The sequence below is a fragment of the Dolichospermum sp. UHCC 0259 genome, from assembly GCF_009711935.1.
Classification (GTDB): Bacteria; Cyanobacteriota; Cyanobacteriia; order Cyanobacteriales; family Nostocaceae; genus Dolichospermum.
Window position 1 is genome coordinate 15,653 of sequence record NZ_VIKX01000216.1, and the last position, 14,355, is coordinate 30,007.

The following is a 14,355-nucleotide window of genomic DNA, read 5'->3' on the forward strand; positions in this document are numbered from 1 at the left end:
TAGGCACTTACAGATCCCCCCCTAACCCCTGACTCCTGACTAATCCTTATTTAAAAATTCTCGAATTTGGTTGATACATTTAACTAATTCTGCTAGTAATTCAGATGCACCTTGACAAGTCTGTTGTTGACTTAGTTGTTCGAGTTTCTCTGCTGTGTGCTGCATAGTTGTCACCCCAATATTACCACTAGAACCTTTGATATAATGGGTTTCCCAGGCAATGCGCTCAAAGTTATTAGTAGCAATTGCGTCCCTGATTGCTTCTAAATGAGATTGGGTAGTTTCTACAAACATTTTTAATAGTCCAAGTTCAAATTCTGTATTATCCTCCGAAAGGTGGTGTAGGTAATCCCAATTAATGGGGAAATCGAGATTACTATTATCTGGATTAGAAGTTGTTTCTTCAGGAATAATTATTTCCTGTGGTTTCAGGATGATTGGACTCCACCGTTCTAAAATTGCGGCTAATTTATCTTTAGCAACTGGTTTACTTAAATAGTCATCCATCCCTGCATCTAAACAAATTTTTTGGTCTTCTTTCATAGCATTAGCAGTAATAGCAATTACTATAGGTTGCTCATGTTTAGCAAAAGCACTAGTGGGAAGACGACGAATTTCTCTGGTAGTTTCTAAACCATCGAGGACTGGCATTTGACAATCCATGAAAATCAAATCGTAGGGAATTTTATCTAATAATTCTAATACTTCTTGACCATTAGCTACGGCATCAGCTTGATATCCTAGTTTTTGAAGTTGTTTGAGAAAGACTTTTTGATTAATTAAATTATCTTCTGCTAATAGTAATTTTAATTTGGATTTATTTTCATTGGTTGTTGTTGGCTGTTCTTCATTAATAGACATCTGATAATTACCGAATTTCGATTGATTATCCAAGATATTAGTAATGGTTTCTAGTAGTCGGGATGGCTTAACAGGTTTAACTAAATGACTGACAAATCCTATATCCAATGCTTTTTTCACTTCATCGCGTTGATTAGTAGAAGTCAGCATAATTAAAGGGATATTTGCAATAGCCGGATTTTTCTTAATTTGTATTCCTAAAGTCAAACCGTCTATATCGGGCATTTGCATATCAATTACTACAATATCATAGGGTATTTGCTGTTCTACTGCTGTTTGTAAAGCGGCGATTCCGGCATCAGCAGAATCAACTTCATCTACCTGCATTCCCCAGCGGATTGCTTGGTGGTGAATAATTTTTCGATTGGTAGCATTGTCATCTACTACTAATAATCTGCGCTGACTGAGAATGTGATAATCTTGATTTTGAGAAACAGATTCGGGCTGTTTAGTAAAGGATAACTGAAACCAAAATTGAGAGCCTTTACCAACTTCACTTTCGATGCCAATTTTTCCACCCATTAAAGTTACTAATTGTTGACAAATAGCTAATCCCAAACCTGTGCCGCCATATTTGCGGGTAATGGAAGCATCAACTTGGGTAAATGGTTGGAAAAGTTTATTTTGATCTTCAGAACTAATCCCAATCCCCGTATCTATAACGGCAAATTGGATGATAGCGATATCGTGATTTTCGGAGATTAATTCTAGCTGGATAATTACTTCGCCTTTGCTGGTAAATTTGATCGCATTGCTCATCAAATTCATGACAATTTGCCGCAGACGACTAGCATCTCCTTGGATATAAATGGGAATGTTGGGAGGAATAAAAGCAGCTATTTCTAATCCTTTATGATGAGCTTGGGGTGCTAATAGTTCTATGACTTCTTGAATGCAGGTAGATAAGTTAAAATCAAGGGTTTCGAGGATCATTTCTCCGGCTTCAAGCTTGGATAAATCCAAAATCTCGTTAATTAGGGATAGTAGTGCATCACCACTAATCCGCACTGTTTCCACAAAATCTTGTTGCTCTGGGTTAAGGGAAGTTTCTAATAGTAAGCCAGTCATTCCCAATACGGCGTTCATTGGGGTACGAATTTCATGACTCATGTTGGCTAAGAAGCTACTTTTGGCTAGTGAGGCGAGTTCGGCTTCTTGTCGAGCTATTTCTAGTTGTTGACGCTGAATAATTTCTGATTCTAGTAGTTTGGCTTGGGTTAAAGCAATGCCTATTTGATCTGCAAGCGATCGCAATAATTCTGTTTCCCAACTACTCCAATACCGGGTTTGAGTGCATTGGTGAGCAATTAACAGTCCCCAAAATTCATTTTTTAGGAAAATGGGAATAACAAGGTTAGCTTTGATTTGAAACCTTTGGAGTAATTCTCGGTGGCAAGGTTCGATATTAGCTTTTTCGACATCGTTAATGCTGGCAATCCATCCTTTTTGATATTTTTGTACATGATTTTCTGCAAAACAAGTGTCAATAATATTTTCTCCCATAACCACAGAAATACCAGGAATCAAGGCTTCTTTCCGTGCTGTTAAAGATCCATTGCCTTCAAATTCCAAAATGAGTACACGATCAGCTTTTAGCAGCTTTTGGACTTCGGTAACGCTGGTATTCAGGATGTCGTCAATTTGTAGGGATTCGCGGATTTTGAGGGTGATATCGGCTAGTAATTGCGATCGCAAATTTTGCTGATTGAGTTTTTCTTCTGCCTGTTTGCGCTTAATAAATTGACCTACCTGCTTACCAATGGACATCATTCCCTCTAATAAATCTGCCTTTTTTGACTGCATATCTTTACTAAAGAAAACCATCACACCCAAGTTGCTATTACCGCTATGAATAGGAAACCCAAAAGCTGTTTGTAATCCTACTTGACTAGCAATCTGTGTCCGCAAAAAATTCTGATCCTCACAAATATTAGTTAACCATATAGGTGCAAATTTAGACCAAATACTTCCAGGCAGCCCAACTCCTGGGGCGAAAGTGAGTTGTCTGGTAATTTCTTCAAACTGTTTAAATTCCGAAGTTGATTCATACCAAATATCTAGACAACGGAGGATATTTTCAGACTCATCTATAATCCAAATCTCACCCCAATCCCACCCCAAACTTTGACAAATTCCTTTTAAGGTACGAGGACTGGCATTTTGAATATTTTTAGCACCTGCTAAGGCACTAGTTACGGCATATTGAAGAATTAGATATTTTTCCGCTTGTTTACGTTCGCTGATATCACGGAAGACATAAATTATGCCCCCAGATTTGAGCAATTTCAAAGAAATTTCTTGAATAAATTGACTACCATCTTTTCTTTTAGCTATTCGCTCTCCTTGCCAAGATCCATTTGCCATTAATAGTGGGACAACTTCGCTATCAAACCAGGTAATTTCCTCTTGGTTTCTAAACTGCTTCCATGTTTTTCCTAGAAATTCAGAGGCATCACTATAACCAAAGATATTTACATAAGAACTATTTACATAAATATATTTACCATCGGCATCAAGAATACCTATACCATCAGTTGCCGCTTCTATGGCTGTTAGTTGTTGTTGCAAAGAATCTTCAGACTGCTTGCGCTCAGTAATGTCTACCCCGGTACTAACAATGTATTCTATTTGGTTTTGATTATCAATCAGAGTCGTATTTGACCAAACAATTAGTCGCTCTTTCCCATCTCTTGTTACCCAGAAAGTTTCATATTCTTTGGGTTTTTTATCTAATTTTATTTGCTCAAAAATACCTTGAATTAATGGCTGATCTTTCTCTGTCAAAAATAGCTGCCAAAAACATCTGCCTAAGACTTCATGGTAAGTGTAACCAGTAGTTTTTTCACAGGCTCGATTAAACCGGACAATTTGCCCTTGATTATCAAGAACCATTACTAAAACACTGGCTGTATCTAACACGCTAGAAATAAAATTACGTTCTATTTTTAGAGATTGCTCTACCCCTTTACGAGCAGTGATTTCCCGATATATCAGGTAATAAATTATGATGATAACAATTATATATACTACTGTAGCTAATGCTATAGCAAAAATCATATTATGTATATTCTTGCTTGATTTTATAGTTTGCTTATAGCGTAGTTTTTTTTCCTCGTCATTTAATTCATGAAGATATTCATATATAGATTTAGTGCTATTCTTTTGCTGGTTGTTAATGAAAATTTGCAACGCTACTTCTGGGCTATTTTTCTGACGTAGGTCAGTATTTTTCTTGAGTTGATCTACTTTTTCTGTGAACTTTCCTTGAAAATTTATTATCTCTTGCTTTGCTTGATTATCAACAGATTCTATTTTTTTTAATGCCTGAATATCTTTAGTGATAATATTAATTATATTAATTATATTTTCATATTTTTGTAAATCAATTTGTTTCCCGGTCACAATATAATTCTTTTGTAAATTTTCAGCTACCTGAATGGAGAATATTATTTCCTCTAGCTGTTCATGAATATCTTCCCTCTCTAAAATTAGTTTTTGTTGATTATTTATACTTATATATTCTTGAATATTTTGATAGAAAAACATACCCATTGTTACTAAAATTGCTGTTGTCAAGCCAAAGCAACTAGCAATTTTGACAAAGAAATGTTTATTCCCTTGCTTTTTCTGTTGACGTTCCTTAGTTACTAATAATAAGCTATCTAAATTGCGTCGTAGTTCTAGCTGCTGCATGACTTGGTTGCCTAATATCTTCAACGCCTCTAGTTGTTCAGGCGTGAGTTTTCTGGGAACATCATCAATCACACACAATGTTCCTAAGCCATGACCTTCAGCATCAATTAGCGGTACACCTGCATAAAATCGAATATTAGGCTCGGATGTTACTAGTGGGTTGGTAGCAAATCTATCATCAAGTGTGGCATTGGCAACAGTAAAAACTTCTTCTTGGCAAATTGCATGAGTACAAAAGGCAATATCACGAGGTGTTTCTAATGCCTCTAAACCGAATCTAGACTTAAACCATTGACGGTTTGTATCAATTAAACTTACTAAGGCTATGGGAGTTCCACAGATATAGGCTGCTAACCTGGTTAAGTCATCAAAGGCAGCTTCTGGCTCAGTATCAAGGATTTTATACTGTAAAAGCGCCTCTATTCTTGCGCCTTCATCATTTGATATTTTTTTCATGTTGTAATTTTATTACTTAATTAAAACAGTTTTCGAGTTTTAATAATTTTTCTGGAAAAAGATATGATCATGTATTATTTTGTAACACAAAACGTAAGTAAATGGGAATTAGCAAACAATTCCCAATCATCACTAAGTCTAGGTAAGTTGATGTTAAAAATAGTCATTAAAGGTAGGAATCTGGGGAAAATAGTTTCAGCCTTATTTACTTTTCTTAACGCATCCTGCTGACTATATCTAATCTTGAATGTACTCTTTGCCTGACACTAAAGCCATTTCAGCGCGAACAAATTCTCTACCTAAATAAGCTGCATGATCTAAGAAAGTCACAGGACAATTTGCATTTTCTTCAAAAATCTTAATACAGAGTTCCTTGGCTGTCCGTCCGCTAAATACGGTTGTGTGGGTTCGTTCCACTTTACCGCGCACAGGAATTACTTCACCTGTTTCGGGATTTACGGCTAAACCACGTTCATTAATTACATTAGTAAAGTGCTTGGCATAAATTAATCTTTCCTTTTGGTCTATGTAGATAATAAAATAGCCGTTGGGGTCGAGATCAATATGACGGTGTGAAAGTTTATCATCAATTGCTGTCAAATCTTCGAGTAGTAAATCCATACGCCTTGTCAAAAGCAAATTTATAAAAAGAGTATTCTCAGATTACATCAATATACAATATTTCGGGTTTGCCGAAAAAGTTGTCTGTGAGGGCTAGGAGTCAGGAGTCAGGAGTCAGGAGTCAGGAGGAAGAATTAGAAGAAGAGAAGAATAGTATTGAATCTGGTCAAGTGACAGGCTTTTGCTAATTTTAACCCTTATTACTTGCACCTGATTCACCTCTTTTACCTTCCAACTCTTGATATATCTCAGTTCTATTTTTATATGGCTAATGCCACGCTACGCTATCAGCAAGCCCTATTTAGATCGACTTTTTATTTAAAAGGTAACTCCGCATTAATGGCATCTATTTCTTTTTGTTCGAGTTGATTGACTTCCCGCACCCAAGGCAGGATAATCTGCCCTAAACGGTGGTTATAAAAGCGATGCAGGCTGTAATTCGGGGTGGCAGGGAAACCGCGACGTTTTTTATGTTTACCACCCGCTCCTGGGTCAAAATTTTGGATACCATGAGCGATCGCCCATTCAATTGGTGCATAATAACAAGCATCAAAATGTAGGCAATCTATCTCTTGAAAACTCCCCCAATAACGTCCATATAGTTTGTCTTCTTTAAATAAACAAAAGGACATCCCCATTGGTTGACGTGGATCTTGCTCATTATAAGCCGCAAAAAATACAACTCGATGCCGATAATTATGTTGTAACTGTTCAAAAAACTGCTTTGTTAAATACTTACTTCCCCACCACCCAAATTTATCACAGGTATCAGCATAAAAGTCATACATTAACGGAAACATAGAGTGAGGAATTTCCTCACCGGTTAACGCTTGCAATCTTAAACCTGCCTTTTCTACAGCTTTCCGTTCCCGTTTAATATTCCGTCTTTGATTAGCATTAAATTCAGTTAAATAATCATCAAAAGTTTGAAAATTAGCATTTTCCCAAATATAACTATGATGTAACCAAGGTGTAAAACCCTGACTTTCTAAAATCGGTCGCCATTGGGGATCAACATAGAGAAAATGACAACCAGAAATGCGATGTTTTACACAGAAACTATCAATTTCATGGAGCATTAAAGCTGTAATTTCTTCCTCATTTTCTCCGGCAGCAATTAAAAAGCGATAGCCTTCCACCGGGGTAAATGGTGTCATTCCTAGCAGTTTTGGATAATACTCTATTCCCAACCGAGAAGCTAATTCCGCCCATTGATGATCAAAAACAAATTCCCCTTGGCTATGTCCTTTTAAATATAAAGGAGCAGCCGCAATTAAGGTTCTATCTCGCCACAAAATCAAGTGATTTGGCAACCAACCAGTATTGGCTGTAACACTTTGAGATATTTCTAAATTGTGCAACCAATCCCATTCTAAAAAAGGCGTTTTTAACGGCATCGCTAAAGCATCCCATTCCGCTTGGGGAACATCAGCGATTGTGTGCGTCCAAATAAGAGAATAATGAGGTTTGTGTTCTTTGATCATTGTGTAAGTAGGTTAGCGTTAAAAATTGTCATTATGGCAAGGCAAGAGGCAAAAGGCAAGAGGCAAAAGGCAAGAGTGAAGAAGTTTAGGGCGATTTTACTTTTCTCTATTCCTTATTCTTTATTCCTTTCTTTATTCTTTATTCACTTTTAACTTCTGACTCCTGACTCCTGAATTCTATAATGTAAAAATACCTCTTGCTCGATTGTGGATACTTCTAATAGTTGTAACTTAGGAGCAAGATTAGACAAAAATCCTGTTCCCTCAACAGGTGAAGGTGCGATACTACCACCTAAAATCAGTGGACAAATAGTTAACCAGATTTCATCAATTAAATTAGATTCTAGGAAAGATGCCACTAATTGTCCTCCTCCCAAGATAGCTAACCGGTTAATTTGTAAATTGGTTAAATATTTTAAAGCAGCCAAAATGTCAATTTCTTGGTTAGGAGTTTCAAAGACTAAAACTTCTTCAAACTCTGATCTTTCTTGCCAAAAATAAGCTCCCAGAGAGGTTGTGAGTAACCATCTTCTTACCGGTTGTCGAAAAAATTTAATGTCCGGATTTAGGTTGCCTGAACGGGAAATCACTATATGAACTGGCTGGGGGTGCTGATTTGCTATTTTTCTTTGTTGCAAGAGTATTGTCTGGGTGATGGTCATTGTTGTACCGTAGGCATGAAGAGTACCAGCACCAAATAAAACGGCATCAGATGCAGCAATTTGTTTCCCCAGGTGTATTTTATCATTCACTGAGCCAAATCGAGCAGGCGATCGCCTAAAATCTGCTATTTTGCCATCAGCACTCATGGCTAAAACTACTGTGGTATGAGGACGATGTTGCATCATTGCATTGCTTTGATATTTCTTCTTAGTGGATATATTTTCTTACAATCTATCACAATTATCAGGAGTCAGGAGCGATGCCCTGAGCTTGTCGAAGGGTCAGGAGTCAGGAGGAAGAATTAGAAGGAGATAAGAATAGTCTCGAATCTAGAAAAGCGATAGCTAACTGAATAGTTTTACAGCTTATTCCTTGCACATTATTTACATTTTATCCCTGTCAATTCATTGATTTATCAAGGTTTTAGGTTTATATGGCTTACGCCACGCTATCAGCAAACCCTAATTAGTTTGATTTTTTTAAATTTTTAATTCTTACCTGTTATGTCTTGTTTCATTAAGAAATTTAAATTAATAGTAAACTGATCATCAATTAATAAAATGTCTCCTTTGGTTAGTGTAATTTCATATCTTTGTAATTGTCGTTTAAAGATGCGAAGTGAAACAAACAATGGCTAAATCTCGTCAATCATCATTTCGACAAATTTTAGTAACAAGAATACTGCTGGTATTTGTCCCAGTTTTATTAGTAGGAGAAATGGTTGCTCTCAACAAAGCTCGTTCTAGTCTCTTAAATACTGCTCGACAAAATTTAACAGAAAGTGCGGTTAACAAAGGAGAAAAAATTAGTGATGATATTGCCGCTTTGCGCTCCAATTTAATTACAGCCAGTCAGACAAAAGCAATTAAATCTGGTTCACCCTTCCAAATTGAACAATTTCTTAAACAATTACAAAAACAACTACCAACTCAAATAGATTGTCTCCAATTCACCCACATTAAAAAAGGTGAAATAATTGCTAGTAGTTGCGGGATGAAAGAAATTACCCCATCCGGGTTATCTCCCACCAGTGATGATGTTGATATTCAATTCATATTGCCATCTCAATTTGGAAAAACTGGTAAAAGAGATAGACAAAATCAACTACAGTTATTTTTATCAATCAAGATTGCTAATCAACGTGGTAATTTAGCTTACCGATTAAGCATTAAAACTACATTGTATCAACAAAATCCCAATCATCCAGGCTCATTGACAGGTTTTTTAGTAGTCATTGCTGAAGATGGTAGAGTTTTAGCCCACCCATTACCAGAAAGAATCGGTACTAATATTAAAAATTATGCCGATGTGGAAAGAATACAAGCCATAGTTAAAAATGCTTTGAGTGGAAGCAATAATTCCAGTAATTTATTCTTTATTGAAGGACAGGAACTGGTTACAGGCTTTACAGCTACTACTAAACCTATTACTACAAAACCATCACAAAGATGGATTGTTTTAGCAGTTACTAGTGTAGAAAATGCCCTATTTGGTTTAGAAGAAATTAAACTAATTCTGATTGTTTTAACGGTTGGTTTAATTGGGGCAAGTTTATTGGCATCATTTTATTTAGTTCCTTATTTAGCTGGGCCTGTCGAAGAACTCTGCGATTACGCTGTTAATCTTCATAGTCACCACGCAGCACAACCCATTCCGCGCAACTTTAAAATTCGGGAATTTAACCAATTAGCGCAAGCATTAGATCAAATGGTAGAAAGACTAAAAGATTGGGCTGAAGAATTAGAAATCGCTTGGAAAGAAGCTAAATCAGCTAACCAAATTAAAAGCCAATTTTTAGCTACAACTTCCCATGAGTTAAGAAATCCCTTGAATATTATTATTAACTGTATCCGGTTAGTCCGTGATGATTTATGCGACAGTAGAGAAGAAGAATTAGAATTTCTTAAAAAAGCTGATGATACAGCAATTCATTTATTAAAGATAATTAATGATTTGCTAGACATTTCTAAAATAGAAGCTGGTAAACTTTCCGTAACTACAGTACCGCTAGATTTACGACAATTATTATTAGAGGTAATTAACTTACAATCAGTTAATGTTCAACAGAAAGGACTGCAATTAATTTGTGATATAGGTGATAAACCTATTCCCATAAAATCTGATTCTATTAAACTTAAACAAGTGCTAATTAATATTATTAGTAACGCCACTAAATTCACTGATGAAGGTAGTATTCAAATCACTACAAATATTAATCAGCATCAGCATCATGTTTTAGTTTCCATCAAAGATACAGGAATTGGTATTGACCCAGGAGAACAAGGTAAACTATTTCGTCCTTTTGTCATGGTTGACGGTACAACTACGCGCAAGTTTGAAGGAACTGGATTGGGTTTAGCAATTTCTCGGAATTTAATTGAACTCATGGGTGGTAAAATCACCTTAGAGAGTTTAGGGTTAAATCAAGGAACAACAGTAATCATCAAACTACCTTTAATTGATCTGGCTTTATTACCTAATACTGAAAAAAAAGAAGTTATTAGTAATGGAATAAGAAGTCAATCACTGCGGTAAATTACAATTTACAAACCCCCTAAATAAATTTGGGGGGAGAGATAGACAAAAACTTTATGCTAGTTTTAGTGTATTGCTTTTACTTATGCCATAGCTAAAGCCATTTGACGACAGGATTCTGCACAGCAACGGCACATATCAGCACAAGCTTTCATTTGGAAATCATCACCGAAGCGATTGCAATTATCAGCGCATCTATCACAGATTTCCGCACATATAGCACAGCTACGCACATGAAAGTTAGAATTTCTCAGCATAAAATTAGCACTGATTTGACAAATTTCAGCGCAATCTAGCATAATACGAATATGATCAGATTCTGTGTGCATACTACCCTGATCAACGCAGTATGTAGTCACTGTATTCAAGCAAATACTATGACAATCTAAACAATTTTGAATGCACTGCTGTATCTCTTGATTAACTTGCTGTAAGTTGAGCTGTTGAATAGCCATTTTTTCAAAACCTTTGAATTTCTAACTTTGCTGAAGTTTGCTCATAAGATTATTGAGCTTTATTATGTTCACCTTAGAAAATAAAAACAACAATTGCGTCTGTCTAATGGTGTATTAATTATTTCTTCCAATTGAGAGATACAGTTTAAATTTCATTCTCATTTCATTCTCATTTCATTTTTGTATGCAAACATAAACTAACTGTTCACATTCCCCCACCAAAAAAACAATAGAATATCTAAAAATCAACTTTTATCAGATAACAAGTTTCCACCACACTTAAAACAGAAGAATAAGCTAAACTACTTTCAGTGGTGTGTTTACTTCGACAGCTTTAAATTTAAACTTTTGATTGAGAGAATAGAAAAATGAACCGATTTTTTTCAGGTATTTTTGTAGTTACAACTTTACTACTAGCTCCTGCTTGTTCATCAACGAATAAATCTACTGAAGCACAGGTTTCACCAAGTAGTATGATGAATCATGATGGACATTCAATGGAACATACAAATCATGGCAATAATTCACAAATAAATACTCAAACTAAATTAACTCCTCCCAACAATTTAGCTCCCAATCAAGGGATGAATTTAGTCATAGATATTCAAGACGATACTGGAAAACCTGTCAATAAATTTGATATTTTCCAAGAAAAAATCATGCACTTAATTGTTGTTAGTGATGATTTACGAAATTTTGATCATATTCATCCAGAATACAAAGAAAATGGTCGTTTTGAAGTAACTGCAAATTTCCCAGAATCAGGCAATTATACACTTTTCAGTGATTATAAACCTGCTGGGAGTAAGGAAAATGTCTCATTAATGAATATTACAATTCCTGGTACAGTTCCTTTACCAAAAAATTTAGAAAAGTTCAGCAAAACTAAAACTATTTCAGATACTAATGTGAATCTGAATATTTCTGAAAAAAATATTAAAGCTGGTCAATCAGTAACTTTAAGTTTCGATTTAAAGGATCAAAAAAATCAACCAATTAAAGATTTACAGTCCTATTTAGGGGAAAAGGGACATTTAGTAATTATTAAAAGTTCGTCTCCTTTAACTACATCGGATTACATTCATGCACACGCAATGAAAGATCCTGCTAATGGAAAGGTCGAATTTCATACTAAGTTTCCCAAATCAGGAACATATAAAATGTGGATGCAATTTAATCGCAACGGACAAATCAAAACCGCAGATTTCTGGGTGAATGTAGAATAGAAAATCGTAGGTTGGGTTAAGCGACAGCGCAACCCAAAAACAATTTTAATAATGTTAAAAAATGTTGGGTTTCCTTACGTCAACCCAACCTACAAAAGTTAAATTAATATTCTCTTGTATAAGAAGTAATAAATTTGGGAGTTAGTAACCGACTCACAAAACAATTAGTGTCAATAACAATTCTTTGCTCAATCATCACTTTCAAGAATTTCCTTGAGCTTTTCTTCTGTCATACCTTTTACTTCGGCATTTTTACCAACTTGATCACAAAATCCCTGAAACTCATTTTTTAGCAATTTAGTTAATCTTTGATACTCTAAGACAGATAGCACTACAACTAAATCTTGTTCCTGACGCTGAATGGTTATTGGTTCTTTTTGAGCTTTATCTAAAAATTCTGTAAAATTTTGTTTTGCTTCTGTGGCAGATAAATAAATCATAATATACCTCCTTTCTCTTTATCATAACTCAAATTTGTTAATTGATTCTGAGGTGGACTCAGATGCAAGGAAACCCAACATTTATATATTTTGTGTTGGGTTTCGTTCCTCAATCAAAAATTAAAAAGGTGGTAATTCTTTGAGAATGGTAAAGCGAATATGGTTGATAGCTAAGTCACCTAGTGAAATCTCTTCTTTTGTTAAGCGGATGCCATTTCTGCTTAAGGTTTCAAAGGTGATGCCTTTACCAATTTCGATGTGATACCAGCATAAGCCCATAAAGAAGCGTGTTGGATATGGTCCACCTTCTTCGAGATCATCAGGATTGGATTCCATTGGCAACCAACCAATTCCCGGAATGTAAAACTCTAACCAAACATGATTAAAATCGGGTTGGAGAGGAACGCCTTGATGTTCGGCATAGACTGGACATTTATATCTACCAACTGTGCGACAAGGAATGCCATTCAGGCGACAAAGTGCTAGTAATACACCTACATATTCTCCACAAGAACCAGTGCCCCGATCTAAGGCGATATCGGGTGAGTCAATATGAGGTTTAATGGCATAGGACAATTGATCATAGACATAGTTACGGATACTGTACATTTTCCGTAATATGTTGGTTTCTGTACCAACGGCTGTGCGGGCTGCACGGATGACAATATCGGTATCCATTGCTAGGTCGTCATCATCTACCAGATAGCGGGTTTTTAATTCTGGTGACAGTTCTGGAATATCTTCCACGTCTCTGGGAGTGATGCGATGTTTAATGCCGCGTACTTCTACTAATGCTTTCCAGCCAAATATGTGACGTTCACCGGGGGCCAGGCTATCAAATTTAAATACGGCTACTCTTTGTCCGTCAATGATTTCTTCTGTGAAAGGTAAACCAATCGCTTCAACTTGTTGGACTTTTTGCCGTTGGGTTTCTGAGGGGAGGGCAATACGCCATTCTATATCGGCTAGGTAAACTTCATCCAGGGGGGAAATTTCTTCAACATAGGACATTTCTATGAGATAGCCATTGGAGAGGGCGTAGCGTTTATCTTCCTGGTAATGATATTGTAGGGAATGAATGAAGGTGCGATCGCGGTAGGTTAATTCAAAACAAGGGTCAGCGTTGGGATTATCCCGGATATAAGGTTCTTCGCTGGAGTATGCCACATAAATCCGATCTTTGCCTGTGTCATCCTGCCCTTGAACTGCAATACCTGTGGGAGAATCAAAGGGGGTGAGAACACTAAAACGGACTTCTCCAGTTGCCCTATCCATAGAGTAAACTGTTTGTTCCGTGCGATCGCATACCCACAAAGTTTCTTTACTAACTGCCAAGTTTTGGATACCAACACCAGGGGCATAAAATCTGGTGATTTCTTTGCGAGTATCCCGGTTAAAAATCAAAATATAGCCAAGTCTTTGGCAACTAACATAAACGGTAGATTCCCAAACGGCCACACCATCAGCAGGATAGGGTAAAGTCACAAAATGCTCTAACCCTAAAGATGCCAATTTACATAAATAAACACTGTTCTCACGAGTCACCCAAAGATCATCTTCCCACACGGCTAAACCGGTCACTTCTTGAAATTCGCGGACTTGGTGGGGATTGATAATTTTGCTGTTATCGGTAAGAGGGTCAATTTCTAATAAATGACCTTTAACCGTATCAATAGCAATAAGTCTATCTTTAATGAAAGCAATACCGTAGAGGGTAGCAGCCGTAACTGGTCTGATTATTTTTTGCCCAAACATCTGGCTCACCGTCAAACTGGGTAGGGGAAGGCTCATATTATTAAGCATATTAGTCATAAATCATTACTTTTTAACGTCAGTTACTATTTAGGCAGTAGGGGGAGTAGGGGGAGTAAGGGGAGTAGGAGGAGTAGGGGGAGTAGGAGGAGTAGGGGAGAGAAATATT

The 14,355-nt window shown here is 36.4% G+C and carries 9 protein-coding genes; 2 read left to right on the plus strand and 7 right to left on the minus strand.

Features of this window, described 5'->3' with window-relative positions:
- Positions 1-39: 39 nt before the first annotated feature.
- From FJR05_RS18125 to FJR05_RS18140, 4 genes are all read right to left on the minus strand, one after another.
- Positions 40-5,010: a response regulator gene (locus FJR05_RS18125; RefSeq protein ID WP_168645407.1), complete on the minus strand. Its 4,971-nt coding sequence runs from the start codon at positions 5,008-5,010 to the stop codon at positions 40-42.
- A 237-nt stretch (positions 5,011-5,247) separates the two neighbouring features.
- The gene (locus FJR05_RS18130) at positions 5,248-5,631 is read right to left on the minus strand and encodes a DUF4346 domain-containing protein (RefSeq protein WP_168645465.1); all 384 of its coding nucleotides are present in this window, start codon (positions 5,629-5,631) and stop codon (positions 5,248-5,250) included.
- Between the two features lie 314 nt (positions 5,632-5,945).
- On the minus strand, positions 5,946-7,115 hold the full coding sequence (locus tag FJR05_RS18135) for a GNAT family N-acetyltransferase (protein WP_168645408.1): 1,170 nt from the start codon (positions 7,113-7,115) through the stop codon (positions 5,946-5,948).
- A 149-nt stretch (positions 7,116-7,264) separates the two neighbouring features.
- Positions 7,265-7,963: a RibD family protein gene (locus tag FJR05_RS18140; RefSeq protein ID WP_168645409.1), complete on the minus strand. Its 699-nt coding sequence runs from the start codon at positions 7,961-7,963 to the stop codon at positions 7,265-7,267.
- A 445-nt stretch (positions 7,964-8,408) separates the two neighbouring features.
- Between FJR05_RS18140 and FJR05_RS18145 the strand changes: the two genes are divergently transcribed.
- Entirely contained in the window at positions 8,409-10,313 is a 1,905-nt protein-coding gene (locus tag FJR05_RS18145) for an ATP-binding protein (RefSeq protein WP_168645410.1), read from the plus strand.
- An 83-nt stretch (positions 10,314-10,396) separates the two neighbouring features.
- Here the strand turns inward: FJR05_RS18145 and FJR05_RS18150 are convergent, their stop codons facing one another.
- Positions 10,397-10,768: a four-helix bundle copper-binding protein gene (locus FJR05_RS18150; protein WP_168645411.1), complete on the minus strand. Its 372-nt coding sequence runs from the start codon at positions 10,766-10,768 to the stop codon at positions 10,397-10,399.
- Positions 10,769-11,136: 368 nt separating this feature from the next.
- On the opposite strand from FJR05_RS18150, the gene FJR05_RS18155 reads away from it, so the two are divergent.
- Positions 11,137-11,994, plus strand: a complete 858-nt coding sequence (locus tag FJR05_RS18155; protein WP_168645412.1) for a hypothetical protein — start codon at positions 11,137-11,139, stop codon at positions 11,992-11,994.
- 188 nt (positions 11,995-12,182) lie between these two features.
- On the opposite strand, the gene FJR05_RS18160 is transcribed toward FJR05_RS18155, so the two are convergent.
- Positions 12,183-12,434 (minus strand): type II toxin-antitoxin system Phd/YefM family antitoxin, encoded by a 252-nt coding sequence (locus tag FJR05_RS18160; RefSeq protein WP_027403534.1) that lies wholly within the window; start codon positions 12,432-12,434, stop codon positions 12,183-12,185.
- 120 nt (positions 12,435-12,554) lie between these two features.
- Positions 12,555-14,225 carry a transglutaminase domain-containing protein gene (locus FJR05_RS18165; protein WP_168645466.1) on the minus strand — a complete coding sequence of 557 codons (1,671 nt, stop codon included), beginning with the start codon at positions 14,223-14,225 and terminating at the stop codon, positions 12,555-12,557.
- Positions 14,226-14,355: the final 130 nt, after the last annotated feature.